Here is a 26,399-nt window from a genome sequence, read left to right as displayed (position 1 = left end):
CGGGGGCGGCCGGTGGGTGCCGGGTACGGCCCGGACCGGTGGGCGACGGCCGACGGTCGGCGGGCTGTGGGCGGTGGTCGCCCAGGCGTTGTCGAGCGCGCGGGCCGGGCGTCCGGCGCGCGGGACCGGACACGCGGTGCCAGGCGCGCGGTGCCCGGCGCGGGCCGCCCCGTACCGGTCCCCCCGGGGCGTGGTCCGGCCCGCCCGGCGTTCAACGGTTGAACCCTCCCGCCCCGCCACGCCCTTTACCGGCGCGATGTCTTGACGCCCCGTGGGGTGGGGAGCACAGTGTCAGCGGCACCGCTTGAGAGCGCTCTCAAGCGGCGTGATCCATCGCTCCCCCGCCTCTGATCCTCCCCCACCGGCGCCTCGCGGCGCCTCAGAGAGGGCATCCATGCACCGGACATCCCACAGCGGACGGACCACCGTCCGACGGGCCCGCACGGCCGCACTGGCCGCCGTGGCCGTGATCGCCGCCGCCGCGGCGGCCCTGACCCTGCCGGCCAGCGCCGCGGCTCCCCCCGCCCCCGCCGGCTGGTCCCAGGTGTTCCTGGACGACTTCGACGGGGCCGCGGGCTCCGGCGTGAACACCGCGAACTGGCAGTACACGACCGGGACGAGCTACCCCGGCGGGCCCGGGGGCTTCGGCACCGGCGAGATCGAGACGATGACCGCCGACCCCGCCAACGTCTCGCTCGACGGCGCGGGCAACCTCCGCATCACCCCGAGGCGGGACGCGGCCGGCAACTGGACCTCGGGCCGGATAGAGACGAGACGGGCCGACTTCGAGCCTCCGGCGGGCGGGAAGATGCGCACCGAGGCGCGCATCCAGATGCCGAACGTGACGGGTCCGGCGGCGAAGGGGTACTGGCCGGCGTTCTGGATGCTGGGGGCGCCCTACCGCGGCAACTGGTGGAACTGGCCGGGCGTGGGCGAGCTGGACATCCTGGAGAACGTCCAGGGCATCAACCAGGTGTGGGCCACGATGCACTGCGGCACCAGCCCGGGCGGCCCCTGCAACGAGAAGTCCGGCATCGGCGGCCAGACCGTCTGCCCCGGCACCAGCTGCCAGTCCGGGTTCCACACGTACGCCGTGGAGTGGGACAGGTCGACGGCGGTGGAGGAGATGCGCTTCTACGTCGACGGCTCCCACTACCACACCGTACGGGCGAGCCAGGTGGACACGGCGACCTGGACCAACGCGACCGACCACGGCTACTTCATCATCCTGAACGTGGCGATGGGCGGGGAGTTCCCGGCGGCCTTCGGCGGGGGCCCCGACGCGGGCACCCAGCCCGGCCACCCGATGGTCGTCGACTACGTGTCGGTCCTCCGCTCGACCGGTGGCACCACCCCGCCCACGACCCCGCCGACGACTCCCCCGACCACCCCGCCCACCACGCCGCCGACAACGCCCCCCACCACACCCCCGCCCGGCGGCCGCGACGCGTACGCCGCGATCCAGGCCGAGTCCCACGACGGCCAGGCGGGCGTGCAGCGGGAAACGACCACGGACACCGGTGGCGGCCAAGACCTCACGACGATCGGCAACGGCGACTGGGCGCGCTACGACGGCGTGGACTTCGGCGCCACCCCCGCGCGGCAGTTCCTCGGCCGGGTGGCGAGCGGCGCCGCGGGCGGGGTCAGCGGCCTCGTGGAGGTCCGCCTCGACAGCAGGACCGCTCCGCCAATCGGCAGCTTCTCGGTGGCGAACACCGGCGGTTGGCAGAGCTGGCGAACGGTACCGGCCAACATCACCGCCGTGACGGGCACCCACGACGTCTACCTGACCTTCACCAGCGGCCAGCCCTCCGACTTCGTCAACGTCAACTGGTTCGCCTTCGGCCACTGACCCGAGCGATGAGGCCCTGATGCACACCGCACGCGCCATGCACCGGAGCGGCCCGCGCCGTCCGCTCCGCGGGCACGACGCCGACCCGCCGACCGGCCCGCTCCCGGGCATCGGCTGGTGACCTGCCGGTACGGCCGGGGCCTCCCGGCCGTACCGGTTACCCTGCTGTCCGGCGGGCGAGGCGAGCGCCCCGGACATCAGGAGGAGCACCCGTGCCCGAACCCCGTCCCGGGAACCGCCCCACCCTGGAGGCGGTCGCCGCACGTGCGGGGGTGTCCCGCGCCACCGCCTCGCGCGTCGTCAACGGCGGCGACGGGGTCCGCGCGCGCCTGGTGGACAAGGTGCGCGAGGCCATCAGTGACCTGGGGTACGTACCGAACCCCGCGGCCCGGGCCCTGGTGACCCGGCGCACCGGCGCCGTCGCGGTGATCATCGCCGAGCCAGAGATCCGGATCTTCTCCGACCCCTTCTTCTCCCGGCAGGTGCGCGGCATAAGCAAGGAACTGACGGCGCACGACACCCAGTTGGTCCTACTGCTCGTGGAGGACAGCGGCGACTACGACCGCATCGACCGCTATCTGGCGGGCGGCCACGTCGACGGGGCGCTCGCCTTCTCGCTGCACACCGACGACCCGCTGCCCGCGATCACGCGTCGCATCGGGATGCCCACCGTCTACGGCGGGCGGCCGGAGTGGACGGCCGGGCCCGGGGAGGCCGAGGACGTGGTGTACGTGGACGCGGACAACCGCGGGGGCGCGCGCGACGCCGTCCGGTACCTGCTGGACCGCGGCCGGCAGCGGATCGCGCACATCGCGGGGCCCCTGGACCAGACGTCGGCGGCCGACCGGCTGAGCGGGTACCGGGACGTGCTGCCGCTGGCCGACCCGGAGCTGATCGTCGAGGGGGACTTCACCGCGACGGGCGGGGCGCGCGCGATGGCGCGGCTGCTGGACCGCGACGCCGGAATCGACGCGGTGTTCGCCGGGAACGACCTCATGGCGACGGGCGCACTGCGGGTGCTGCGCGAACGCGGTCTGACCGTTCCCGGGGACGTGGCGCTGGTCGGCTTCGACGACGCGGAGCTCGTGGCTGAGAGCGCCGATCCGCCGCTGACGACCGTACGCCAGGACGTCGAGGGGATGGGGCGGCTGATGGCCCGGCTGCTGCTGGGCATCCTGAACGGCGGCGCGGGCGACGGGCGCCCCGCGCCCGGCCCGGTCATCACCGCCACGTCCCTGGTCGAGCGTTCCTCGGCGTGAAGCCGGCTCGCTACGGGGTCCGGGGAGACTTCCGGTCGGGTTCCAGCCGGTAGCTGACGCAATCGCGGTTCTGGCAGGGCCCCGGGCCCCACGTGGGAACGAAGACACCGAGGGACTTGTGGCGGTGGACCGCCGACGGCACGGACTGCTTGCAGGTCGGACACGTGTACGTGTCGACCGCACTCTTTGCCTTGACCATCTCTTTACGATAAGCCCGAACCGGCGGGTCGGGAAGTGCTGGCTTCGTTCCCCGCGTGAATCCCCGCGTTTCATCCCCACCGACGTCATCCGCGTCGGCATCCCCACCGTCATCCGCGCCGTCATCCCCGCCCGATGTCGCCGCAGGCGGCCTTCTGACGCTGAGCACCACGGATCCCGACAGGATGACGACGATCACCGCGAGGCTGACCGGCGAGGGGATCTCCGGAATGCTCGGGCTGATCATCTTGTGGGACGCCTGGAGGATGAGCTTGACGCCGATGAAGGCGAGGATGATCGCCAGCCCCTTGCTGAGGTACTGGAAGCGGTCCAGGAGCCCCGCGAGCATGAAGTAGAGGGCCCGCAGGCCCAGGATGGCGAAGGCGTTGCTGGTGTAGACGATGAACGCGTCGTCGCTGACCGCGAGGACGGCGGGGACACTGTCGACGGCGAAGATCAGGTCCGCGGCCTCGATCGCGGCGACCACGGCGAGCAGCGGCGTCGCCATCCGGACGCCGGCCTTCTTCACGAAGAACTTCGCCCCGGCGTACTCGTCGCTCACCGGCATGATCTTGCGGAGCATCCGTACGGCGAAGCTCTTGCCCGGGTCGAAGCTGTCCTCCGCGTCCTTGAGGAGCTTGTAGGCGCTGTAGAAGAGCACCGCCGCGAAGGCGAACAGCACGGCGGTGAACCGGCTGACCACGGCCACGCCGAGGGAGAGGAAGATCCCGCGGAAGACGAGCGCGCCGATGACGCCGAAGAAGAGCACGCGGTGCTGGTAGGCGCGGGGCACCTTGAAGTACGCGAAGATCACGGCGAAGACGAACAGGTTGTCGACCGAGAGGCTCTTCTCCAGCAGCCAGGCGGTCGTGTACTCGGTGCCGGCCTCGACGCCGAGCATCACGAAGACGACCGCGCCGAAGACGAGCGCGAGCCCCACCCACAGCACGCTCCAGGCGGCGGCCTCCTTGAAGCCGATGACGTGCGCGGTGCGGTGGGCCAGCAGGTCCACCGCCAGCGCCACCACCACGGTCACGGCGAACGCTGCCCACAACCAGAGCGGTACTTCCAGCACGTCCGACACCTCGCCACGGCCCGCACGCGGGTAGGCGGACCCCTATACCGCAGTGTGCGGCATCACGCCCGCGCGGGCACGCGGAGCAGCCGGCGAGGGAACCGGGCACGCCCCCGGGCGGCCAGTGCCCGTGGACCTCCCGTTCGACGCACGGTCGGGCCGATCCCCGGCCCCCGACGGCAGCGGGAAACGGCTGCTCCGGCTCGGCGGCGGTGAACGGGGCGTCGCCGCCCCGGGGGTCGCGGCCGTCCGCCACCTCCGGCCGAGGGGCGGCGGAGGCAGTGGCCGGCGATCCGGGGCTGACCCGAACGAAAGACGGACGGCGATCGGAGGGGGTGGTGTCGGCCGAACGGCTCCGTGCCGCGTCGCATCGGTGCGGCGGGTCCGGTTTCTCCTAACATCGGCGCCATCAATCCGATGTTCAGGGGCTCCGGAGCCGGCCAGGACCGCGCCGGGCCTCCTGCGGTGAGGAGTTCCATGTCCCGCGCCCACCGGTCCGCCACCGCGGCGGCATGGCTGATCGCCTCCGCCCTGATCCTCACGGCCGCGGCCGCCGCCCCGGCCCTCGCCGCCCCGGCCCGGCACGAGGGGCCCGCGGCCGACGGGCGCCCAGGGAGCCGCGGTCACGGCGGCGGACCCGCGCCGAGGGCCGACGAGGCCGCCGTCCTCGGCGCGGAGCACGCCCGGACGCACGCACGGCTCCGGGAGACGGTCAAGGGGACCCAGGGCTATCCGCAGGCGAAGCGCACGGCGAGCCTGGCCGCACACCAGGAGTCGCAGCTGGAGGCGAACAAGGCCTTCCCCGCGGCGCGGTACGGCCGCTTCACGCGGTTCTTCCCCTCGCCCGACTTCGGGGTCCACGTGGCCCAGCTGCCCACGGGCAAGGTGCTGCTCTTCTCCTTCGAGCGGGTGGAGGCCGATCCCACGAAGGAGACCGGCCCCACCAGCACGGTGGGCCGGACGAACGCCGGCCGCGGCTATCTCTGGGACCCGTCCAGGGGCACCGGCGCCGACGCCTTCAAGAAGGTCGCGCCGCCCGTGGTCCTGATGCCCGACGGCGCTCACGCCCCGCGCCCGGCGCCGTTCTTCTGCGCCGGGCACGCCTACCTCCCCAACGGCATGCTCGGCGTCTTCGGCGGCAACGTCGGCGGGAAGGGCGGCAGCGGGGCGAAGCTCTCGTTCGTGTTCGACCCGTGGACCGAGCACTGGTACCGCAACCGGGACATGGCCGTCGGCCGCTGGTACCCCTCGGCCGTGACCGCCGCCGACGGCCGCCAGATCATCATGTCCGGCCAGTCCGAGCGCGGTACGGGCACTCCGACCCCGGTGGTGGAGCGCTTCCCCGCGCTGAAGCATCCGGTTCCCCGGCGGCCGTTCGACATCCCGGTGGACCTCTCCGCCGAACGGCTCCGCGCCGACGCGCCGTTCCGCAACGACTATCCGCACCTGTTCTCGCTGCGGGACGGGATGATCTACGGCCTGGGGCGCGACGCCGACCAGCAGTGGCTGTTCGACCCGGTCAGGGAGGTGCGCACCGACCTCCCGCGCCGGCCCGCCGACTTCCGGGGGTACGGCTCGGCGGTACCGCTGCCGGCCGGTTTCCGCGGCCCGGACTCGGTGCTCGTCCTCGGGGGCGATCCGCGCGACCCCTCCACGTACCGGCTGTCGGGCGGGCGCTGGACGACCGAGGCGCCGCGGGCCTTCGGCCGCACCCAGGACGACACGCTGATCCTGCCGGACGGGACGCTGCTCACCGTCAACGGCGCCCTCGACACCCGGGACTACGGTCACGGGCCCTTCAACCCCCGGGCCGATGGCAAGTACCGGCAGGTCGAACTGCGGGACGCGTACGGGCGGTGGCGGCTCGGGCCGGCGCAGCGGCTGCCCCGCGGCTACCATTCCAACGCGCTGGTGATGCCGGACGGCCGGGTGATGGTCACGGGGGACGAGCTCCAGCAGATCGCGAACGACCCGGACATCGACGACACGATGGACGGCAGCATCGAGCTGTACGAGCCGGCCTACCTGCACCGGGGCACCCGCCCGGCGCTCGACCGGGTCCCGGCGCGCGAGCTCGGCCACGACGAGGTCTTCGAGGTCGTCAGCTCCACCGCCGCGGACGTCGTGCGGGCCGTGCTGCTGGCGCCGTCGACGGTCACGCACTCGGTGAACACCAGCCAGCGCCACCTGGAACTCCGCCGCACCGGCACCCGGGGCACGGTGATCGGGCTCCGGACCCCGCCGACCTCGGCCGACGCCCCGCCCGGGTACTACATGCTGTTCCTGCTCGACGCGAAGGGCGTTCCCAGCGCCGCGAAGTGGGTCAAGCTGGGCGTCCGCTGACGCGGCACCGCGGGCGGGGGCCAGCACCCGGGCCGACGGCCGCCCGTACGGACGGAGCACGCGGAGCGGACGGAGTCGGCTACCGGGGAGCGGCGCCGGTGACGGACCCCGTGAAGCGCACCACCGCCGTGCGCCCGTCCGCGCGCAGCACACCGTCGTACGGCCCCGCCACCAGCAGGGCGTCGTACGGGGCCAGCTCCTCGCCGCCGGATCCGTCGGGCGGCTCCAGCGCGGCGGGCCCGTCCAGTGCCACGACCAGGAGCGTCTCGTCGGGGTGAACGGCGAGGCCGAGCCGGCCCCGCACGACGGCGGTCTGCGCCCGCACGGCGTCCCTGCGGTACATCACGTTGAAGTTCACGACCGGGCCCGCGAGCAGCCCGCAGTCGGTGTCCTGGTCACCCGGGAGGTCCTGCGGGGCGAAGCGTTCGTCCACGACGCGCCGCACCCCGCCCACCGTGAGGTCCATGCCGGCGCCTTCGGCGAGGGTGAGGGTGCGGTCGACGCCGGGGAAGGCCGAGAACGGCCCGTCGGCGGCGACCTCGGCGAGGCTGACGCGCCAGGTGAAGTCGTCGGCGCCGGCTCCTTCGGGGCGTACCGCGATCTCGCGGGTGACGCCGCCGCCGTTCTTCCACGCGGTGGCCGTACGGCCGGCCGCCCTCAGGATCCGGACCCCGTCGCCGTTGTTCACGACGCCGACCCTATCGGGCGGCGAACCGTTCCGGGAACGCCGCTCAGGCGTCCTGCTCCATCGTGGGCCGCAGGCGCTCCAGCAGGGCGTAGAGGGTCGCGCTCTCGGCCGCGTCGAGGGTGTCGAGGGCCCCCCGGGTCGCCTGCATCTCCTCCCGTACGCGGCGGATGACCTCGCGGCCCTCGTCCGTCGCGACGACGTTCTTGACCCGCCGGTCGGTGGGAGCGGGCTCGCGGCGCACCAGCTCGCGGGCCTCCAGGCGGTCGACGATCCCGGTGACGTTCGAGGCGTCGCAGACGAGCAGCGCGGCGAGGCCGCGCATCGGCAGGGGGCCTTCGAGCTGGGCGAGGACCTTGGCCTGGGTGGAGGTGAGGCCGTGGCGGGCCGCTGCGGCCGCGAAGTCGCGCCACTGGGCGGTGCCGATGGCGGCGAGCAGCTCCAGCAGTTCGAGCTTGGAGGGCGCGTACGGGACGGGGTGGCTCATGCCTGGAGCGTACGCAGGATCCTTGACATTATCAATTGTTTACTTGACCACCTTAACTATTGACGTCTACCGTCGGCCGAGTTGCTTGATGACATCAAGCATCTGCGATCTGAAGCACCGAAGCCCTAGACGCCCTAAGAGGTCCCGCCCGTCATGAGCACCCCCTCCCCCGCCGCCCCGCCGGACTCCGGGCACCGGAACGAGACGGTCATCGTCTTCGCACTGAGCCTGGCCGCCATGGTCGTGTCGATGATGCAGACCCTGCCCGTCCCGATCCTGGGGCTCATCCGCGACGACCTCGGCACCTCCACCGCCAACGCGAGCTGGGTGACCACCGCCACCCTGCTCTCCGCGGCCGTCTTCACCCCGCTCCTGGGCCGCTTCGGCGACCAGCACGGAAAGAAGCCGACCCTGGTAGCCGTGCTCGGCGTGATGGTCGCGGGTTCCGTGGTGGCCGCCCTGGCGTCCTCGCTGCCGCTGCTGATCCTGGGCCGGGTGCTCCAGGGAGCGGCCACCGCGATCTTCCCGCTGGCCCTGTCCGTCCTGCGCGAGGAGGTCCGCCCGCAGAAGCTGCCGGGCGCCATGGCCCTGGTCAGCGGCACGCTCGCGTTCGGCAGCGGGCTCGCGCTCGTCGCCACCGGGCTGCTCACCTCGGGGGCCGGCGCGGACTACCGCAACGCGTTCTGGATGGCCACCGGCTTCGCGGCCCTCGCGCTGCTCGCCGTCGTCCTCCTGGTCCCCGCCACCCGCCACAAGACCGGCGGGCGCACCGACTTCCTCGGCGCCCTGACCCTGGGCGCCGCCCTGCTGCTGCTCCTGCTGCCCATCTCCCAGGGCCACGAGTGGGGCTGGGCCTCCGGACGCACGCTGGGCAGCTTCGCCGGGGCCGCCGTGATGACCGCCGTCTGGGTGCTGACCGAGCTCAAGGTCCGCGAGCCCCTCGTGGACATGCGGATGTTCGTCCACCGCCCGGTGCTCATGGCGAACGCGGCCGGCATCCTCGTCGGCTTCGGCATGTTCGCGAACTTCCTGGGCGTCTCGTACCTCGTTCAGATGCCCGAAGCCCTCACCGGCTACGGCTTCGACGCCTCGATCCTGCGCGCCTCCGTGCAGTTCCTGCTGCCCGGCGCCATCGTCTCGCTCCTCGCCTCGCCCGTCGGCGGGCGGCTCGTCCGGCACCGGGGCCCGCGTGCGGCCCTGGGGCTGGCGGCGGGGCTCGGCACCGCGGGCTTCGCCTGGCTCGCCCTGGACCACCAGCACAGCGCCTCGGTGATCGGAGCCGGCCTCGTGGTCGGCGCGGCCGTCAGTTTCGGTTACGCGGCCATGCCCGCCGTGATCATGGCCAGCGTCCCGCACCACCAGAGCGGCATCGCCAACGGCATCAACTCGATCTCCCGCTCCACGGGCAGCGCGATCGGCAGCGCGGTCGTGACGACGATCCTGGCGTCCAAGACCATCGAGCACCTGTCGGCGGGCGTCCCGCCGCTGCCCGCGGAATCCGGGTTCACCCTCACCTTCGGCATCGGGGCGGCCGCCTTCGCCCTGGTCGCGCTGATCAGTTGGCTCGGCCTGCGGGACGGGCACGGGACGGTGGCCGCCGGATCCGCCGAGACCGCCCGGGCGGCGAAGGCCAAGGCGAAGGCGAAGGCGACCGTGCCGGCCGCGACCGTATGACGCGGTGGCCGGTCCGGCGCCCCGCCCGACCGGCCACCGCTCCCCCGCCCCCGGGTGCCGACCGCCCCGCGGCCGGCGCCCGGGTCGGGCGTTCACGCTGCCCAGGGCAGGACCCGGGTGCCCTCGGTGCCGGGCACCTCGACGACGCCGTCGGCGCGCATCGCTACGTACGCCTGTGACCCCTCCGCGGCACGCACCTGACGCAGGACGTCCGGAGGAAGGATCAGGATCTGCCCGGCGGAGACCCGCTCGGTGCGGCCGGCGCAGGTGACGTCCAGGGCGCCGGCGGTGACGGTCCACACCTGCTCGCGGCTGACGAGGTGCTCGGGTCCGGCGGAACCGGCCTCCATCACCACGTGCCAGGTGCTGAGTTCCGCGCTGCCGCGGCTGGGCGAGGCGTGCCCGGTCATGGTGGCGTTGGGCGAGACGGTGACGTTCTCGGCCGAGGGACGGACGACGCGCATGGTGGCTCCCGAGGTGGATCGATACGACACGACAACAAGTAAAGAAACTTTACTCGCCACGAGTAAAGCACATTGACCCACCTGTGCCACCATGTTTCCGTGGAGACCGACGAAGGACCCGAACTGACCTTCCTGCTCGGGCTGGGATTCCAGCTGGTGCTGGCCGAGTTCACCCGGCGCCTGGCAGCGGCCGGATACGCCGACCTGAGACCGGTGCACGGCATGACCTTCCAGATCCTGAAGGGCCCGGGCGCCACCAGCAGCGAGCTCGGCGAGCGGCTGGGCGTCACCAAACAGGCCGCCGGGCAGCTGGTCGACGACCTGGAGAAGCGCGGCTACGTACGGCGCGAGCCACACCCCGCCGGCGGGCGGCGCAAGCTCGTGGTGCTCACCGACGCCGCGTACCGGCACCTCGCGGTCGCCGGACGGATCCTGCACGGGCTGGAGGCCGAACTCGCCGGGCAGACGGACCTCGCCGCGCTGCGGCGCGAGCTCGGACGGCTGGTGGGCGCGTTGACCGACGGCCGCGAGCCGCCGCCGCTGCGACCGGTCTGGTGAGGGCCCCGCCCCCGGCCGGACGGCAGCGCGCCGCTGCCGCCCTCGGGGGCACCGTCGTGCACGACGGGCACGACACGCACGACATGCACGACGGGCCGCGCGCGCCGAGAGTGGAAGGACCGGACGCGGCCGTTCGTGCCGGTGAAGCCGCGCGAAGGAGGGCGTACGGGTGGATCACGAGGGCTCGGGGACTCCGCGGAGGCCGCCGCAGGACGCGGTCCGGCTCGGAGCGACGCCACGCGGCGAGTCACCGCCGGCGGCCCCGGCCACCCCTGGCCCTTTCGGGGACCCCGGCGCGAGCGCGCCCGCGATCGTGGTGATCGTGACGGGCGTGGCCGGGTCGGGCAAGTCCACGGTGGCGCGGCTGCTCGCCGAGCGGCTCGGCTGGACCTACCAGGACGCCGACGTCTTCCACACCCCGGACGACCGGGCCCGGATGGCGGCCGGCGAACCCCTGACCGACGCCGACAGGAGCCCGTGGCTGGCCGCCGTCTCCGGCTGGATCGGCCGACGGGTCGAAGCCCGGGAACCCGCCGTGGTCGCCTGCTCCGCGCTCAAGCGCGCCTACCGGGACCAGCTGGTCGCGGGACGTCCCGCCGTACGCCTCGTGCACCTGCACGGCTCGCCCGAACTCATCCGCTCCCGGCTGCTGTCGAGACACGGACACTTCTTCCCCCCTGCCCTGCTGGACAGCCAGTTCGCCGACTTGCAGGAACCCGGACCCGACGAGTGTGCCTGGGTCGTGGACGTCGACCGGCCGCCCGGGGCCGTGGTCTCGGCCGTCGTCGCACGGCTCGCAGCGGACGCGCCCGCCCCTCCCGTCGTCCCGACCGGGGAGCCGCACGCTCCCCCCACGGCCACGGCGTCCGGAGAGCAGTGGCGGCTCCACCACGGCGCCCAGGCGGCGGTCGTGGTCGAACTGGGCGGAGCACTGCGCCTCTACGAGGTGGACGGGCGGCCGCTGCTCGACGGATTCGCCGCCGATGAGCCCGTCACCGGCGGCCGGGGCCAGCTCCTGGTGCCCTGGCCGAACCGGGTGGCGGGCGGCCGCTACCGCTTCCGCGACGAGGACCGGCGCCTCCCGCTGACCGAACCGGAGAACGGCAACGCGATCCACGGCCTCCTGAGGTGGGTGCCGTGGCGGCTGCTCGCCCGCGCCGAGGACGCGATCACCGTGGGCACGACCCTCTTCCCGCAGCCCGGTTACCCGCACCGCCTGGAGGTCGCCGCCTCGTACCGGCTCGGTCCGGCGGGCCTCGAAACCACCGTCACCACCACGAACGCCGGCACCACGGCCGCGCCGTACGGCATCGGCCAGCACCCCTACCTCACGGTGGGAACCGACCTCGTGGACACCGCGCTGCTCACCGTGCCGGCCCACTACCGCCTCCGTACCGACGCACACGGCCTGCCGGCGGGGCAGGAGCCGGTCGAGGGCACGGCCCTCGACTTCCGCACCGCCCGGCCGATCGGCGAGGCGCGCCTGGACACCGCGTACACGGGCCTCGCCCTGGACCGGGCCGGGCACGGCGTGGTCCGGCTGGCGCACCCGTCGGGGCGGCACGGCATCGACGTACGGCTCGTCGAGGGCGTCCGGTACGTGCAGATCTACACCGGGGACACCCTCGCCGAGCCCGCGCGGCGCCGCCGGGGTGTCGCCGTCGAGCCGATGTCCTGCCCGGCCGACGCCTTCCGCACGGGCACCGCGCTCACGGTGCTGGAGCCGGGCGCACGCCACGTCTTCCGGTGGGGCCTGACGCCGTGGGGCTCCTGGTGACCGCGGACGCCTCGGCGTCGACGCCGGGTCCCACCGGCGCCGACGTCTTCCGCGCACTGTACGAGGAGCCGCGCGAGCGGCCCCCGCGCCCACGGGGGGGACGCGCGGCTCGGCTGAGGCTCGCGCAGGTGAGGGCCTCGCATTGCCCCGACCGGGCGTTGCCGCTCGGCCGTGTGGCGCAAGGGCGCCGCGAGCTGGCCGGACGATCCGCGCCGAGGGTGCTTGCGTGGCCTGCGGACCGGTCGGGCCGCTGTCCGGCGGACCGGATCGGACAGTCGAGGAGGCAGTCGATCGTGAGTTCCACCGAGGGCGCACCGCGGGAAGTGATCCCCGCCGGCCTGCTCAGGGGCCAGAAGGCGCTGGTCACCGGCGCCAACAGCGGAATCGGCAAGGCCACGGCCATCGGCCTCGGCCGGGCCGGCGCCGACGTGGTCGTGAACTACGTGGCCGACGCGGACGAAGCCGCGAAGGTCGTCGAGGAGATCGCCTCCTTCGGTGTGCGGGCCGCCGCGTACGAGGCGGACGTGTCCCGGGAGGACCAGGTCGTGGCGATGATGGACCGGATGGTCCAGGAGTTCGGCACGATCGACATCCTGGTCGCCAACGCCGGGCTGCAGCGCGACGCCGCGTTCGAGGAGATGACGCTCGCCCAGTGGCAGAAGGTGCTGGACGTCAACCTCACCGGCCAGTTCCTCTGCGCGCGCGAGGCGACGAAGGAGTTCCTGCGGCGCGGCGTGGTCCCGGAGGTGTCCCGTTCGGCCGGGAAGATCATTTGCATGAGCTCCGTGCACCAGGTCATTCCCTGGGCGGGACACGTGAACTACGCCTCGTCCAAGGGGGGCGTGCAGATGATGATGGCGACCCTGGCCCAGGAGCTCGCCCCCCGGAAGATCCGCGTGAACGCGATCGCACCGGGAGCTGTCCGGACACCGATCAACCGGAGTGCGTGGGAGACGCCGGAGGCCCGCAAGGACCTGCTCCGCCTCATCCCGTACGAGCGCGTCGGCGAGCCCGAGGACATCGCCCACGCGGCCGTCGCGCTCGCCTCAGACCTCATGGACTACGTCGTGGGCGCGACGCTCTACGTGGACGGCGGAATGACCCTCTACCCCGGCTTCAGCACCGGCGGCTGAGCCTCCTCCGGCGTCTCCAGAGCGACAAAGGAACCTATGGACACCCTGGTCCACCTGCTGGCGGCGGACGCGCCCTCCCAACTGCTGCCGGCCAGGCAGCTCATGGCGTTCACCCTCGCCTCCCACATCATCCTGGTGCCGATGGGGGTGGCACTGCCGCTGATCACCCTCGTCATGCACTACCGCGGCCTGCGCCACAACGACGCCACGGCCCTGCTGCTCGCCCGGCGCTGGTCGGCAGTGATGGCCGTGCAGTTCGCCATCGGCGTCGTCACCGGCACCGTGCTCTCGTTCGAGTTCGGCCTGCTGTGGCCCGGGCTGATGGGCCGCTGGGGCGACGTCTTCGGCATCGGTTTCGGCATCGAGGCATGGGCGTTCTTCCTCGAAGCGGTCCTCATCGCCATCTACCTCTACGGATGGCGCAGGCTGAGGCCCCGCACGCACTTCCTCCTCGGCCTGCCGCTGCCGGCCACCGCGCTGCTCGGCACCTTCGGCATCCTGGCCGCCAACTCGTGGATGAACACCCCCCGCGGATTCACCCTCGACGCGCAGGGCAAGCCGGTCGACGTGAACGTCTGGAGGGCCCTCTTCACCCCGATGTTCGGGCCGCAGTACTGGCACTTCGTGATGGCGATGCTGATGACCGCGGGCTTCGTCGTCTCGGGCGTCTACGCCGTCGGATGGCTCCGCGGCCGACGGGACCGCTACCACCGGCTCGGGTTCACGGTCCCCTTCACCGTCGCCGCCGTGGCCACCCCGCTGCAGATCGTGCTCGGCGACTCGATCGCCCGGGCGGTCTTCCGCGAGCAGCCGGTGAAGTTCGCGGCCATCGAGATCGTCTGGGAGACCGACAGCCACGTCCCGGAGTACCTCTTCGGCCGGCTCCACGAGGACGGCTCGGTCACCGGCGGCATCAAGGTTCCCCAACTCGACTCCATCCTGGCCGGGTTCAGCCCGGACACCGTGGTGCAGGGACTGTCCTCCGTGCCGGCGAGCGACCGGCCCAACGCCACCCAGGCCACGATCGCCCACGGGGCCTTCGACATCATGGTCGGCATCGGCAGCGTGCTCCTCCTGCTCGTCCTGTGGTACGGCCTGGTGTGGCTGCGCCACCGGCGACTGCCGCGCTCCGAGTGGTTCTACCGCAGCGCCGCGTGCGCCGGCGTCGGCTCCGTCATCGCCGTGGAGTGCGGCTGGATCACCACCGAGGTGGCTCGCCAGCCGTGGATCGTCTACCAGAACATGCGCGTCGCCGAGGCCGTGACGTCGACGCGCTCCACCACCCTCTGGATCATGTTCGTCCTGGTGATCCTGGTGTACCTGTCCGTCTTCGGAGCGTTCCTCATGGTCCTGTTGAAGATGCGTGACCGCTGGCGCCTGGCCGACGAGGCGGCGGACGGGCAACCGGGCGAGGCACCGGAGGCCGTCACGCCCTACGGGCCGCGTGCCGCGGTCCCGGCCGGCCAGGACCGGTCCCCGGAGGACGGCGGACCCGCTGCGCCGGGGTCGCACGGATCCGCTCCGACCGGGTCCGGTGGAGCCTGATGGCCGGCCTCGTCGCCTTCGTGCTGCTCCTGGCCGTGGCCGCGTACGCCTGCGCCGGCGGAACCGACTACGGGGCGGGCTTCTGGGACCTGACGGCCGGCGGAGCCGAGCGCGGCAAACGCCCCCGCTGGCTGATCGACCACGCCATGGCCCCCGTGTGGGAGGTCAACAACGTCTGGCTGGCCTTCGTCCTCGTCCTCATGTGGACCGGATTCCCCGTGCTGTTCCAGACGGTGTTCACCGCGCTGTGGCTCCCGCTCGCCCTGGCCGCCCTCGGCATGGTCCTGCGCGGCGCGGGGTTCGCCCTGCGCAAGCCCGTTCGCCGGCTGTCCCGACGGCGGCTGTACGGTGCCGTGTTCGCCGTCGCCTCCCTGCTCACCCCGTTCTTCCTCGGGGCGGCGGTCGGAGCCGTCGCGTCCGGCCGGATCGCCCCGGGCACCGAGGCGTCGACCGACGCGTGGGCCAGCCCCGCCTCCCTCGTGTTCGGGCTCCTCACCGTCGCCGCGACCGCGCTCCTGGGCGCCGTGTTCCTGACCGCCGACGCCGCCCGTTTCGACGCACCCGACCTCGTCGGGTACTTCCGGCTCCGCGCCCTCGTCAGCCTCGGCGCGGTCGCCGCGACGGCCGTGGGCGTGCTCCTCGTCGCCCGCGCCGACGCCCCCCACGTGTGGCACGGGCTCACCCACGGCGCGGGCCTCGCCCTCGCCGTCGTGTCGGCGGTGTTCTTCGCCGCCACGGCACTGCTCGTACTGCGGTCGAAGGCCCACTGGGCCCGCTTCACCTGTGTCGGTGTCGTGGGCGCGGCGGTCTTCGCCTGGGGCTTCGCGCAGCGCCCCTACCTGATCCCCACGTCCCTGACCGTGTCGGACGCTGCGGGCGCCTCGCAGACCCTGGCCTGGCTGACGGTGGTCAGCGCCGTCGCGCTGCTGCTCATCGGGCCGGCCGTCTTCCTCCTCTACTGGATGGACACCCACGGCGAGCTCGAACCCCTCACCGACGCCGACCTGCGAAGGACCGTCCCCCCGCGTGGCAACCGGTCCGACACCCCCTGACGAAAAGGAAAGCGCCGTGAGCGAGGACGACATCCTCCTGGGCATCGCCCTGATCGTTGCCCTGGCCGCCGTCTGCCAGATCCTCGCCGGCAAACTCCGCGTCCCGGCCCTGATCCTCCTCCTGCCCGTCGGGTTCGCGGCAGGCGCCCTGACCGACGTCATCCATCCCGCCCAGCTGATCGGGGAGGAGTTCTCCGCCCTGGTCTCCCTGTCCGTGGCGGTGATCCTGTACGACGCCGGTCTCGGCCTCGACCTGCGCAACCTCACGGGCGACACCCGCGCGATCGTGGGCAGACTGCTCCTCTTCGGCGTCGCGTTCACCTTCCTCGCGGTCTGCGCCGTCGGCCCGGCCCTGTTCGACATGTCGCTCCGAGTGGCCTCGATGGTGGGCATGATCCTCGTCGTGTCCGGGCCCACCGTCGTGGGTCCCCTGCTCCAGTACGTCCGGCCGACGGACAAGGTCAGGCGACTGCTGATCTGGGAAGGCACGCTGACCGACCCGATCGGGGCCATCCTCGGAGCGCTCGTCTTCCACGCCATCGCCACGACGCACCAGATCGACATCGGCCGCGGCTACCAGCTGGGTCAATTCGTCATCAGCCTGGCCGTCGGATTGGCTGGCGGAGCCGTCGGAGTCGGCCTCCTGTGGCTGACCCTGAACGTGCTCCGGCTCGGCGAAGCACTCGGCACCCTGGCCCAACTCGCCACGGTGATCGCGGTGTCCGCGGGGTGCGACATCATCCGCGACGACACGGGCCTCATCGCGGCCATCGTCACCGGCATGGCGGCGGCCAACGTCCGGGGCTTCGACATGCCCGCCCGCCGGCCCTTCTTCGAGACGCTGGTCCAGCTGATCATCGGGCTGTTGTTCATCTCCATCTCCTCCAGCGTCACGCCGGCCTCGCTGACGCCGGTGCTCCTGCCGACCCTCGCCCTCGTCGCGCTCCTCGTGCTCGTGGTGCGCCCGCTCGTCGCCTTCGTGTCCACCCTGGGGAAGGACATGACCAGGGGGGAACGGGCGTTCACGGGATGGATGGCCCCGCGGGGCATCGTGGCGGCCTCGACCGCGGCGGCCTTCGCCGCCCCCCTCGTCCAACTGGGACTGCCCGGGGCGTCCGAGATCCTCCCCATCACCTTTCTGGTGATCGTCTCGACGGTCGGGCTGTACGCCCTGACCGCCGGCCCCGTGGCCCGGATGCTCGGCGTCGCACGGCCGAACCGTACGCTGCCCCTCCTGGTGGGCGGCGCTCCGTGGGCGGTCGGACTGGGCAAGGCCCTGCGATCGGCGGGAGTCGACGTACAGATGTGGGCGGGAACGGACGAGGAGAGGAAGCGGATCGAGGAGGCGGGCATCACGCTCGCCAGAGGAGACCTGCTGGCCACGGCCACCAATCCCAGGGCCCGCCTCGAAGGGGTCAACGCGGTCTACCTGCTCACCGATGACGACGACTTCAACGCGCTCGCCTCGGTGCTGGTCGAGGACAACGTCGGAGGACCCGTCTACCGGGTGGGGCCACCGCACGAGAGCCACGGTGCCGTCGCCCCGTACACCGGGGGCGCCGTCCTGTTCGGCGGTGCGCTCGTCCGCCACGTCTTGGCGGACCGGTACGAGCAGGGCGCCCGGTTCGAGGTCCGTCCCGCGGCCGGGCCCCTCCCGCCGGGGCACGAACGGCTGTTCCTGGTCCGGGTCGACGGCCGGCTCGAACCCGTCGACGCGACGCGCTCCGACGTCCCGCTGGCGGACGGCCTCGTCGTGGTGCTGGCCCCCGCACCCGCGGACCGGCCGCACCCGCCCGCGGGCCCGGACTCGCCCTAACCGGGTCCCTGCCGCGTGCGGTTGAGCGTGGCGTCCAGGGTGATGGCCGCGTCGATGAGCGCCAGGTGCGTGAACGCCTGCGGAAAGTTGCCGAGCTGCCGTCCCGTCAGCGCGATCTCCTCGGAGTACAGGCCCAAGTGGTTCGCGTACGTCATCATCTTCTCCAGGACGAGCCGGGCCTGATCGGCCCGGCCGGCGCGGGCCAGGGCGTCGACGTACATGAAGGTGCACAGGGAGAAGGTCCCCTCGGAGCCGCGCAGTCCGTCGGGCGAGGCCTCCGGGTTGTAGCGGTAGACGAGGCTGTCGCTGACCAGTTCCCGGTCCATCGCCTCCAGGGTGGACGTCCACATCGGGTCGTCGGGGGTGATGAACCCCACCGTCGGCATCCGCAGCAGTGCGGAGTCGAGCACGTCGCTGCCGTAGTGCTGGACGAAGGCGTTGCGCGCCGGGTCCCACCCCCGCTCCAGGATCTGGTCGTAGATGCGGTCGCGCTCCGCGGTCCAGCGCCCGCTCTCCGCGGGCCGGCCGTGGGCGACCGCGAGGCGCAGCGCCCGGTCGAACGCGACCCAGGACATCACGCGGCCGTAGGTGAAGTCCTGGCGTCCGCCTCGCGTCTCCCACAGCCCCTCGCCGGCCTGGTCCCAGTGGTCCACGAGCCAGTCGAGCAGGGTGCGCAGCGAGGACCAGCCCTGGACGTCGAGGTGGATGCCGTGCGCGTGGGCGAAGGAGATGCTGTCGAGCGCCTCGCCGTAGATGTCCAGCTGCAACTGGTCCGCGGCTCCGTTGCCGATCCGCACCGGAGCGGATCCCTGGTACCCCTCCCAGTGCTCCAGGGTCTCCTCGTACAGGTCGGAGGAACCGTCCACCCGGTACATGACATTCAGCGGCCCCGTGGCGCTGTCGCTGCCGGCCTTCTCCTTCACGCGGTCGCCCAGCCAGCCCATGAACGCCCGCGCCTCCTCCGTGAACCCGAGTCCCAGCAGGGCGTACACGGAGAAGGAGGCGTCACGGATCCAGGTGAACCGGTAGTCCCAGTTCCGCTCGCCGCCCAGCTGCTCCGGCAGGCCGGCCGTGGGGGCCGCCACCATGGCGCCGGTGGGCGCGTACGTCATCAGCTTCAGGGTGATCGCGGAGCGCTCCACCGTCTCGCGCCACCGGCCCGTGTACCGGGACTGCCGCAGCCAGGTGCGCCAGTGGTTCCGGGTCTCGTCGAACAGTTCCTGGAACTCGGCGACGCGGATCTCGCGCGGCGGCCCCGGCGCGGCCGACATCATGACCAGGCCGCGCTGTTGCCCCGCTTCGAGGGCGAGCTCGACGCGCAGGTCGACGCCTCCGGTGACCGAGTGCACCAGGCGCTCGTCCTGCGGCTCGCGCACCACGCTCAGGGTGAGCTCCAGGCCGTCCGAGGAGAAGACCGCGCCGTTCTCGGTGGCGCGCAGGGTGTGCGGCCGCCGCCCGTAGTCGAACCGCGGGGCGATCTCGATCCGGAAGGTCATGCTGCCGCGGACGCACCGCAGCATGCGGACCAGGCAGTGACGGTCGGTGGCCGTCCCGCCGGTGACGGGCATGAAGTCGACGACCTCACCGGCGCCGGACTCGGTCATGAACCGCGTCACGAGGATCGCGGTGTCCGGCAGGTACAACTGCTTGGTGGTGTAGGTGTCGTCCGCCGGCCTGACGCTGAAGTGCCCGCCCTTCTCCCAGTCGAGGAGGGCACCGAACACGCTGGGGGAATCGAAGCGCGGACAACAGAACCAGTCGATCGTGCCGCCCGTGGTCACCAGGGCCGCGGTCTGCAGGTCACCGATCAGCCCGTGGTTCTCGATCAGCGGATAGTCAGCCATGGACGACCCCTTCCGACCTCACCCGATCAGCGTAAGGGCGGAACTCCCGGCGGGCCTTCCGAACGGCGCGGCGCCGCGGGGGCCGGGAGGCGGACCGGGGGTGTCGTCAGAGTCGTCCGTACGCCCGGGGGACGGGCGCGCCAGGAGCGCATGCGACGACACCCTCCTAGCATGGGAGGGCCGCGTGGGAGGGCCGGGCCGCCATGCAGGGCCGAATCCGGGGAGCCGTTGATGATGTCCTGGTCGGTGCGGTTCCGGTTGCGGCAGTACGCCAAGGCGAGTCTGTGGATCGTCCCCATGATCGGACTCCTGCTGGGCGCGGCGTTCGCCGAGTGGGTCTCGGGGGTGGACGCGGGCTTCCTGCCGGGTGACTGGCGCTACTCCGCGACCACCGCGAGCGGCGTGCTCAGTGCCGTCGTCGGGGCCATGGTCGCCCTGCTGGGGTTCGTCGTGACGATCGGCGTCCTCGTCATCCAGCAGGCCACGGGAACGCTGTCGCCCCGCTACATGCGCCTGTGGTACCGAGACCGCCTGCAGAAGGCCGTGCTGGCCACCTTCACGGGGACGTTCGCGTACGCCTTCTCCCTGCTGCGCAAGATCGAGTCGGACCACGTCCCCGATGTGGGGGTGACCCTGTCCGGGGTGGCCGTGTCCGTCAGCCTCCTGCTCCTGCTCGTCTACCTCAACCGGTTCACCCACAACCTCAGACCGGTGGCCATCGCCGAGCTCGTGGGGCGCATGGGGGAAAGGGTGGTGGTCCGCTCGGCGGATCACCTCCGTCGCTCCCTGGCCGCGGAGGGCGTCTCCGTGCCACCCGCCGGCCCGGTGACCGGCGTCGAGACCGCGCGGGGCGGAGTCCTCCAGGCGTTCGACGCGGCCGGGCTGGTCGAGGCCGCCGTCCGCCACGACTGCGTCCTCGTCCTGACCTGCCACGTCGGCGACTACGTGCCTCCCGGCACCGCGCTCGTCGAGGTGTACGGGGCCGAGCGGAATCCCGACCCGCGGCGCGTGACGGGGCTCGTCGCCCTCGGAGCCGAGCGCACCATCGAGCAGGACCCCGGCTTCGCCCTGCGCATCCTCGTCGACATCGCGATCCGCGCGCTCTCCCCCGCCGTCAACGACCCCACGACCGCGGTCCAGGTGCTCAACCACATCGACTCCTTCCTGCACGCGATCGGCCGGGTGCGGCTGCGCGACGGGTACGTGCTCGCCGACGGCCGCGGCCTGCCGCGGCTGGTGGTGCCCGGCCGCGGCTGGGACGACTACCTGCAGCTCGGAGTCACCGAGATCCGCGAGTACGGATCCACCTCCCTCCAGGTGTGCAGGCGGCTGCGCGCGTTGCTCCAGGACCTCCTCCGGAGCCAGCCGTCCGAGCACCTGCCCGCGGTCCGCGCGGAACTCGCCCTCCTCGACGAGGCCGTCGGGCGGGCCTTCGCGGACCCCGTCCGCCGCGCCGACGCCCGAACCGCCGACCGGCAGGGCATCGGAACCGGTCGGCGCCCAGAGCGCTGATCCCGCCCGACCGGACGCGTCCTTCACCCCTTTGGCCGTTCAACGCTCGCGCCCGGGCCCGCCGTGCGGTGCGCTGCAAGGTGACCCCCACCGGCAGGAGAGGACGCGCCATGACGCACGAAGGCGGAGCGGCCCCCGGTCCCGAGCCCTCCGAACTGGACCGGCTCCAGTCACGGGTGACGGCGCTGGAGGCGGAGAAGGCGGCCCGGGAGCCCCGGCACCGGTGGAAGGCGTTCCTCGCCGCCGTCCTCATCGTCGTCGGCTGCGTACTGGCCCCGCTCGCCGCCGTCTCCGCGTGGGCGTCGGGCGTGGTGGGCGACACGGACCGCTACGTGCAGACGGTCGCCCCGCTCGCCTCCGATCCGGACGTCCAGGCGGCGGCGGCAACCCGGGTCACCGACGCGGTGATGGAGCACATCGACATCCCGACGCTGCTGGAGGGCGTGGCGCCGAGCGACCGTCCGCTCCTGGAGAAGGCGCTCGGCAAGCTCGGGGACTCCCTCGAAGGCGCCGTCCGCAGCTTCGTCCGGGACAAGGCGCAGGACGTCATCGCCTCGGACACCTTCGACCGGATCTGGACCGACGCCAACCGCCGCATCCACGCCGCGGTGGACAAGGCCCTCACCGGAAGCGGCGGCGGCGCGGTGAAGATCAACGACGACTCGGTGACCGTCGACCTGGGCCCGGTCGTCGACCAGGTCAAACAACGCCTCGTCGACGAGGGCATGACCGCGGCCGGCAAGATCCCGGAGGTCAAGACCGACTTCACGGTCCTGCGCGCGGACGACATCGGCAAGGTCAAGACCGGCTTCCGGCTGCTGCAGATCGCCGGCAACTGGCTGCCGGTGCTCTCGGTGCTCCTGATCGCCGCCGGGGTGCTCCTCTCCCGCCACCGGCGCCGCGTGCTCGTCACGGCGGCGCTCGCCTTCGCCTTCGCCACGCTCATGCTCGGTGTCGCCCTGACCGTCTTCCGCGTGGCCTACCTGAACGCGCTGCCCGAGACCGTCTCGCAGCCCGCCGCCGGGAGCATCTACGACGCCTTGACGCACTACCTCCGTACGACGGTCCGGATGGCGGTGGTCCTCGGCGTGGTGGTCGCCCTGGCCGCCTGGCTGACCGGTCCCGGCCGCTCGGCCACGGTCGTGCGACAGCTGTGGCGCTCGGGCATCGGCGCGGTCCGCGGCACGGCGGACCACGCGGGGCTGCGCACCGGGCCCGTCGGCCCGTTCGTCCGGCGCCACCGGAGCTGGATCACCTGGATCCTGGTGGCGGCGGCGGTGCTGACGGTCTTCCTGTGGAGCTATCCGACCGGCTGGGTCATCCTCGGCATCGCCCTCGTCCTCCTCGTGGTCCTGGCCCTGGTGGAGTTCCTGGCGGACGACGGGACCGGCCGGGCCACGGAGCCCCGGCGAGCGGACGGCCTCGACCCACGTCGGTGAACGCGCCGAGGGTCCTCGACCCGGCCGTGATCGGCACGGCCATCACCCTCGGCCCCCGTACGACAGCGCCTTCCTCCTGCTGCTGACCTCGCGCCGCGGTGCCCGGCGAGGGCCTGTCGTCCCTCTTGTCGTGGCTCGCCGACCCGGTCCGCTTCGCCTGCCTGTCCCCGGGCGGTCCGAACCGTACCCTGACCGTCGCGGCGTCCCTCCGCGGCGCCGGCGCCGCGGGTCGGCTCCGGCCCGCGGAGGATCCGGGCGGTCGTCCGGGAGGATTCGAAGCGCGAGTCCGGGGCACCTGAACGAGGCGAACCCGCCTTGCCAGTCCACACGAGGAGGCAACAGTGACCACCTATGTCATCACCGTGCCCGGCACGTTCCTGACGGACGTCAGCGATGCGGCGCGCTCGGACCTGGTCCGGAGGCTGTCCTCGCACCACAGCGACCTGAGCGAGACCGAGGACCTGAACCTGCTGACGCTGGGCGACGAGGGAACCTTCTCCGTCCGCCTCGAAGTAGAGGCCCACGACCGGGCCGGCGCCGAAGCCGAGGCCGTCCGGATCACGGCCGGGGCCCTGGAGCGGTCGGGGTTCGCCGAGAAGGACGCGCCGCTGGGGCCCCCGGCCGTCACCGGCATCGACGGCGAGTTCTGACCTCAGGAGCCGGGCAGCACGGCCACCTTGAGCACCTCGCACCGGATGGCGCCCTTGAGCTGCACGAGTGCCGCCGCCGTCACGTGGGCGCGCCGGCCCGGGGCGAGGTCGTTGCTGACGGCGGCCCCCTCCGCGAGGCGGACGCCGTCCGGAGCCAGGAATTCGACGCCGACGAGGAAGGTGCGGGTCCGGTCCCCGGAGTTGGTGAGGGTGAGCGCCGCAGACGGCCAGCCCGTCGCGGGGTCCACGGCGCACGAGGTGATCGTGACGTCCTCGACGGGCCCCCGGTCCGAGGAGGGTTCCACGACGGCGGCAGTCCGGTCAGGAGTCCGGTACGGGGACGTCCCGGGCCACGTCGGCGCGGCGCTCTCCCCGTCCGTCGCCGGGCGTCCGCCGTCCCCGCCGAGGCCGGTCAGGAGACCGACGACGGCCGCCAGGCACAGCGCCCCGAGCACGCCCAAGGCCACGATGAGGCCGGTGCGTCCGCGCTGCGCGGGCGGCGGCGCCAGGGGCCCGGGCGGTGGGCCGGATCCGGACTGCGGAGCGGGCACGGCACACCCCCTTGGACTCGGGTGACGCGGTCGGGCCCCCGGGCCCGTACAGCCGAGCATGGCATCCGCGGGGCACGGCCACACTTCGGCCGGGCCGGAGCGGGCCGCCCGGCCCGGGTCCCGGGTGGAGCGGGCCGGGTGCACACCGCCCGGCCGCGGCGTGTCGTTCGCGGCGGGCGGGCCCGTACGGACTGCATGGTGGGGCGCATGAAGGCTACGGACGTCATCGCCGACGGATTCGAACGCGTCCACGAGATCGTGCACGAGGCCGTCGAAGGACTCTCCGCGGAGCAGCTCGCCGCGCGGGTCGATCCGGCCGCGAACTCGGTCACCTGGCTCGTGTGGCACCTGACCCGCGTCCAGGACGACCACGTGGCGGACGCCGCCGGGCGGGAGCAGGTCTGGCTGTCCCAGGGCTGGGCGGCCCGTTTCGCGCTGGGTCTGCCGTCCGGGTCCACCGGGTACGGGCACACGGCCCGGCAGGCGGGCTCGGTCCGGGTCGACTCGGGCGAGCTGCTGCTGGGGTACTTCGACGCGGTGCACGAGCAGACCCTGGGCTACGTCCGCGGGCTGGTCGCCGCCGACCTGGACCGGGTGGTGGACGAGCAATGGGACCCCCCGGTGACGCTGGGCGCACGCCTGGTCAGCGTGCTGGCGGACGACCTCCAGCACGCGGGTCAGGCGTCCTTCGTACGGGGCGTGCTGGAGCGGCGCTAAGGAGGGGCCGGCCACCCGTACGGAGTCGCCCGGAAGGCGGTACCCGTGCCGATGCGCCAGGGTCGTTGCACGGGAGGTGCACGATGGAACCGCGTGTCACAGGGTTCGTCCAGTCGTACAACCGGGAGCGGGGCTACGGGTTCATCCTCCCCCTCGGCGAGACCACACCCGTCTACGTCGAGCGGGAGGAGATAGAGGCCGAGCCGAGGGTCCTCTCGGAGGAACAGCAGGTCACCTTCGCCATCGAACTCGGCCGGGGCCGCATGGAGGCGCGCCGCGTCAGACCCTGACCCGGCGTACGAGCACCGCCAGCGCGGCCGCGCCGAGCACCGAGAGCAGGGTGGCGACGCGCAGGACGGACACGGCGCCGAAGCCGGTCAGCCCGGCGACGAGGACGCGGCGCCGGCCCCGAAGGTCGGCAGCCGGGCCGCCCGTGATCATCAGGGCACCGAGCGCCAGCATGTAGCCGCTGACCAGCCACTGGAGGTCGGGGGTGGGGGCGGCGACGTCGCGGGCGATGACGGGCGGCATGAGGCTGAGGGCGAGCAGGTCCATCTGCACCAGCAGCATGGAGATGGCGGCGGCCGCGATCACGGCCTGGTCGCGCCGGGAGAAGAGCCCCTGGCGCGACTGCGCCCGTGCGGAGGCGCTCATGCCACCACCCGCCTTCGATTTCTGCGACCATCCCGGCACCGCCCGGAGCGGGGCACCCGGCACGCCGGGGCGGGGCAGGGCGGGGGCGGCTCAGCCCCGGAAGCCGTCCGGGCGCTCCGGGGAGGCGGCGGCCAGGGCTTTGGTGACGCCCTCGACGCCTTCGCGGAGCCCGTAGACGGGGGTGTCGGGCTGCTGGCGCCAGGAGTCGTCGAGCCCTCCCGCGTCGACGGTGTCGAAGCCGATCTCGTCGATCAGGGCGCGTACGGCCGCCTTGGCCGTCTCGTCGTCGCCCGCCACCGGAAGGGCCATCCGGTCCGCGGAGCCCGCGGGGCGGTGCCTCTCGACGATGTCCTGGGCGAAGGTGCCGTTGAACGCCTTGATCACCGGGTGGCCGAGGTTGCGCTCGGTCCAGCGGCTCTCGGTCAGCCCCTCGTCCTCGACGCCGGCGATCCGGCCGTCGCGCTGCTGCGGGTAGTAGTTGCCGGTGTCGATCACGGAGAAGCCGTCGGCGGCCCCGTCGAAGAGGCCCGCGGGCAGGTCCGGGATGTTCTTGAAGGGGATGGTGACCACGACGATCTCCGCGCCGCGGGCCGCTTCCGCGACGGTGACGGGGGTGGCGCCGGTCTCCTCGGCGAGAGCGGTCAGGGTGGCGGGGCCGCGCGAGTTCACCACGGACACCTCGTGCCCGAGGGCCGTGAGCCGGCGGGTCAGGTTGCCGCCGATGTTGCCCGCTCCGATGATGCCGATCTTCATGAGCCCTCCAGTGCACGGTGTCGGGTGTCGCGCCGGTGCCAACTCCGCCGACCCGCGGCGCATTCCGTACGGAGCGGGCCGCACCCGGGGGCGGGCGTCCCGATCGCGCCGGTGGGTGGCCGCGCCTGCGGCGGACCGCCGCTCTGACGTGCCCGGTTTCCCTGCCCGGGAAAGATTCCGGCCAATTCGCGCCGTGCGGGACCAGCCCGGGGCCCTGTCCGGCCACCGACCGGGCACGGTGCATGGGACGCACCGGAGCGGTGGGGCCGGGGGGGGGGGGCCCGCCCGCGGGCGCCCGGCAGGACCGCGACAGCCGCGCCAGCACCCGCGACGCCCGCGCGCCCCAGCGACCCGACGACAT

22 protein-coding genes and 1 pseudogene are annotated in these 26,399 nt (G+C 73.0%); 15 read left to right on the top strand and 8 right to left on the bottom strand.

Annotation, left to right across the window (positions count from 1 at the left end; translation table 11 throughout):
- Positions 1–394: 394 nt before the first annotated feature.
- Together ACFWW8_RS19885 and ACFWW8_RS19880 are read left to right on the top strand one after the other, a co-directional pair.
- Complete coding sequence (locus tag ACFWW8_RS19885; RefSeq protein ID WP_386530279.1) at positions 395–1,852, top strand: glycoside hydrolase family 16 protein; 1,458 nt, start codon at positions 395–397, stop codon at positions 1,850–1,852.
- A gap of 212 nt (positions 1,853–2,064) precedes the next feature.
- Positions 2,065–3,111: a LacI family DNA-binding transcriptional regulator gene (locus ACFWW8_RS19880; protein WP_386530278.1), complete on the top strand. Its 1,047-nt coding sequence runs from the start codon at positions 2,065–2,067 to the stop codon at positions 3,109–3,111.
- Positions 3,112–3,418: 307 nt separating this feature from the next.
- Here the strand turns inward: ACFWW8_RS19880 and ACFWW8_RS19875 are convergent.
- Positions 3,419–4,384 (bottom strand): annotated as a pseudogene (locus tag ACFWW8_RS19875) (TerC family protein); the annotation flags it as partial.
- Positions 4,385–4,861: 477 nt separating this feature from the next.
- Here ACFWW8_RS19875 and ACFWW8_RS19870 point away from each other — a divergent pair.
- Positions 4,862–6,727: a galactose oxidase-like domain-containing protein gene (locus tag ACFWW8_RS19870; RefSeq protein WP_386530277.1), complete on the top strand. Its 1,866-nt coding sequence runs from the start codon at positions 4,862–4,864 to the stop codon at positions 6,725–6,727.
- 79 nt (positions 6,728–6,806) lie between these two features.
- Here the strand turns inward: ACFWW8_RS19870 and ACFWW8_RS19865 are convergent, their stop codons facing one another.
- Positions 6,807–7,415: a HutD family protein gene (locus tag ACFWW8_RS19865; protein ID WP_386530276.1), complete on the bottom strand. Its 609-nt coding sequence runs from the start codon at positions 7,413–7,415 to the stop codon at positions 6,807–6,809.
- A 43-nt stretch (positions 7,416–7,458) separates the two neighbouring features.
- Entirely contained in the window at positions 7,459–7,899 is a 441-nt protein-coding gene (locus ACFWW8_RS19860) for a MarR family winged helix-turn-helix transcriptional regulator (protein ID WP_386530275.1), read from the bottom strand.
- Positions 7,900–8,052: 153 nt separating this feature from the next.
- Between ACFWW8_RS19860 and ACFWW8_RS19855 the strand changes: the two genes are divergently transcribed.
- Positions 8,053–9,573 carry an MFS transporter gene (locus tag ACFWW8_RS19855; RefSeq protein ID WP_386530274.1) on the top strand — a complete coding sequence of 507 codons (1,521 nt, stop codon included), beginning with the start codon at positions 8,053–8,055 and terminating at the stop codon, positions 9,571–9,573.
- Positions 9,574–9,665: 92 nt separating this feature from the next.
- Here ACFWW8_RS19855 and ACFWW8_RS19850 read toward each other — a convergent pair whose 3' ends face one another.
- On the bottom strand, positions 9,666–10,067 hold the full coding sequence (locus tag ACFWW8_RS19850; protein WP_386530273.1) for a cupin domain-containing protein: 402 nt from the start codon (positions 10,065–10,067) through the stop codon (positions 9,666–9,668).
- A gap of 69 nt (positions 10,068–10,136) precedes the next feature.
- Here ACFWW8_RS19850 and ACFWW8_RS19845 point away from each other — a divergent pair, with 69 nt between their 5' ends.
- The 6 genes from ACFWW8_RS19845 (at position 10,137) to ACFWW8_RS19820 (ending at position 17,918) form a co-directional block, all read left to right on the top strand.
- Entirely contained in the window at positions 10,137–10,595 is a 459-nt protein-coding gene (locus tag ACFWW8_RS19845) for a MarR family winged helix-turn-helix transcriptional regulator (RefSeq protein WP_386530272.1), read from the top strand.
- Positions 10,596–10,917: 322 nt separating this feature from the next.
- A complete protein-coding gene (locus ACFWW8_RS19840) occupies positions 10,918–12,372 on the top strand; it encodes a gluconokinase, GntK/IdnK-type (RefSeq protein ID WP_386530271.1) in 1,455 nt (484 codons plus the stop codon).
- Positions 12,373–12,665: 293 nt separating this feature from the next.
- On the top strand, positions 12,666–13,505 hold the full coding sequence (locus ACFWW8_RS19835; protein ID WP_386530270.1) for an SDR family oxidoreductase: 840 nt from the start codon (positions 12,666–12,668) through the stop codon (positions 13,503–13,505).
- 36 nt (positions 13,506–13,541) lie between these two features.
- A complete protein-coding gene (locus ACFWW8_RS19830; RefSeq protein WP_386530269.1) occupies positions 13,542–15,050 on the top strand; it encodes a cytochrome ubiquinol oxidase subunit I in 1,509 nt (502 codons plus the stop codon).
- On the top strand, positions 15,050–16,102 hold the full coding sequence (locus ACFWW8_RS19825) for a cytochrome d ubiquinol oxidase subunit II (protein ID WP_386530268.1): 1,053 nt from the start codon (positions 15,050–15,052) through the stop codon (positions 16,100–16,102). The genes ACFWW8_RS19830 and ACFWW8_RS19825 overlap by 1 nt, the downstream gene beginning before the upstream one ends.
- Before the next feature lie 16 nt (positions 16,103–16,118).
- Entirely contained in the window at positions 16,119–17,918 is a 1,800-nt protein-coding gene (locus ACFWW8_RS19820) for a cation:proton antiporter (RefSeq protein WP_386530267.1), read from the top strand.
- On the opposite strand, the gene ACFWW8_RS19815 is transcribed toward ACFWW8_RS19820, so the two are convergent.
- The gene (locus ACFWW8_RS19815; protein ID WP_386530266.1) at positions 17,915–19,762 is read right to left on the bottom strand and encodes a glycoside hydrolase family 15 protein; all 1,848 of its coding nucleotides are present in this window, start codon (positions 19,760–19,762) and stop codon (positions 17,915–17,917) included. The genes ACFWW8_RS19820 and ACFWW8_RS19815 overlap by 4 nt on opposite strands.
- Before the next feature lie 231 nt (positions 19,763–19,993).
- Here ACFWW8_RS19815 and ACFWW8_RS19810 point away from each other — a divergent pair, with 231 nt between their 5' ends.
- From ACFWW8_RS19810 to ACFWW8_RS19800, 3 genes are all read left to right on the top strand, one after another.
- Positions 19,994–21,274: a DUF2254 domain-containing protein gene (locus ACFWW8_RS19810; protein ID WP_386530265.1), complete on the top strand. Its 1,281-nt coding sequence runs from the start codon at positions 19,994–19,996 to the stop codon at positions 21,272–21,274.
- 110 nt (positions 21,275–21,384) lie between these two features.
- Positions 21,385–22,713, top strand: coding sequence for a hypothetical protein (locus ACFWW8_RS19805; RefSeq protein WP_386530264.1), 1,329 nt, complete (start codon positions 21,385–21,387; stop codon positions 22,711–22,713).
- Positions 22,714–23,054: 341 nt separating this feature from the next.
- Positions 23,055–23,363: a hypothetical protein gene (locus ACFWW8_RS19800; protein WP_386530263.1), complete on the top strand. Its 309-nt coding sequence runs from the start codon at positions 23,055–23,057 to the stop codon at positions 23,361–23,363.
- Between the two features lie 2 nt (positions 23,364–23,365).
- On the opposite strand, the gene ACFWW8_RS19795 is transcribed toward ACFWW8_RS19800, so the two are convergent.
- A complete protein-coding gene (locus tag ACFWW8_RS19795; RefSeq protein ID WP_386530262.1) occupies positions 23,366–23,914 on the bottom strand; it encodes a hypothetical protein in 549 nt (182 codons plus the stop codon).
- Between the two features lie 207 nt (positions 23,915–24,121).
- On the opposite strand from ACFWW8_RS19795, the gene ACFWW8_RS19790 reads away from it, so the two are divergent.
- Both ACFWW8_RS19790 and ACFWW8_RS19785 read left to right on the top strand, forming a co-directional pair.
- Positions 24,122–24,631 (top strand): DinB family protein, encoded by a 510-nt coding sequence (locus ACFWW8_RS19790; RefSeq protein ID WP_386530261.1) that lies wholly within the window; start codon positions 24,122–24,124, stop codon positions 24,629–24,631.
- Between the two features lie 83 nt (positions 24,632–24,714).
- Positions 24,715–24,921: a cold-shock protein gene (locus ACFWW8_RS19785; protein ID WP_383932506.1), complete on the top strand. Its 207-nt coding sequence runs from the start codon at positions 24,715–24,717 to the stop codon at positions 24,919–24,921.
- Here the strand turns inward: ACFWW8_RS19785 and ACFWW8_RS19780 are convergent.
- The gene (locus ACFWW8_RS19780) at positions 24,911–25,285 is read right to left on the bottom strand and encodes an MFS transporter (protein ID WP_386530260.1); all 375 of its coding nucleotides are present in this window, start codon (positions 25,283–25,285) and stop codon (positions 24,911–24,913) included. The genes ACFWW8_RS19785 and ACFWW8_RS19780 overlap by 11 nt on opposite strands.
- 90 nt (positions 25,286–25,375) lie before the next feature.
- Positions 25,376–26,038, bottom strand: a complete 663-nt coding sequence (locus ACFWW8_RS19775) for an NADPH-dependent F420 reductase (protein WP_386530259.1) — start codon at positions 26,036–26,038, stop codon at positions 25,376–25,378.
- Positions 26,039–26,399 lie beyond the last annotated feature (361 nt).

The organism is Streptomyces sp. NPDC058701 (genome assembly GCF_042715295.1).
Classification (GTDB): domain Bacteria; phylum Actinomycetota; class Actinomycetes; order Streptomycetales; family Streptomycetaceae; genus Streptomyces.
The sequence above is the reverse complement of the archived record's forward strand: the minus strand, read 5'-3'. Positions and strand labels throughout refer to the sequence as shown.

Bases quoted from the DNA above. Each gene is read 5' to 3' on its own strand.
- ACFWW8_RS19870 (WP_386530277.1), top strand. From the start codon at position 4,862: ATGTCCCGCGCCCACCGGTCCGCCACCGCGGCGGCATGGCTGATCGCC.
- ACFWW8_RS19830 (WP_386530269.1), top strand. From the start codon at position 13,542: ATGGACACCCTGGTCCACCTGCTGGCGGCGGACGCGCCCTCCCAACTG.
- ACFWW8_RS19855 (WP_386530274.1), top strand. From the start codon at position 8,053: ATGAGCACCCCCTCCCCCGCCGCCCCGCCGGACTCCGGGCACCGGAAC.
- ACFWW8_RS19780 (WP_386530260.1), bottom strand. From the start codon at position 25,285: ATGAGCGCCTCCGCACGGGCGCAGTCGCGCCAGGGGCTCTTCTCCCGG.
- ACFWW8_RS19815 (WP_386530266.1), bottom strand. From the start codon at position 19,762: ATGGCTGACTATCCGCTGATCGAGAACCACGGGCTGATCGGTGACCTG.
- ACFWW8_RS19810 (WP_386530265.1), top strand. From the start codon at position 19,994: ATGATGTCCTGGTCGGTGCGGTTCCGGTTGCGGCAGTACGCCAAGGCG.
- ACFWW8_RS19825 (WP_386530268.1), top strand. From the start codon at position 15,050: ATGGCCGGCCTCGTCGCCTTCGTGCTGCTCCTGGCCGTGGCCGCGTAC.
- ACFWW8_RS19785 (WP_383932506.1), top strand. From the start codon at position 24,715: ATGGAACCGCGTGTCACAGGGTTCGTCCAGTCGTACAACCGGGAGCGG.
- ACFWW8_RS19775 (WP_386530259.1), bottom strand. From the start codon at position 26,038: ATGAAGATCGGCATCATCGGAGCGGGCAACATCGGCGGCAACCTGACC.
- ACFWW8_RS19860 (WP_386530275.1), bottom strand. From the start codon at position 7,899: ATGAGCCACCCCGTCCCGTACGCGCCCTCCAAGCTCGAACTGCTGGAG.
- ACFWW8_RS19885 (WP_386530279.1), top strand. From the start codon at position 395: ATGCACCGGACATCCCACAGCGGACGGACCACCGTCCGACGGGCCCGC.
- ACFWW8_RS19805 (WP_386530264.1), top strand. From the start codon at position 21,385: ATGACGCACGAAGGCGGAGCGGCCCCCGGTCCCGAGCCCTCCGAACTG.
- ACFWW8_RS19790 (WP_386530261.1), top strand. From the start codon at position 24,122: ATGAAGGCTACGGACGTCATCGCCGACGGATTCGAACGCGTCCACGAG.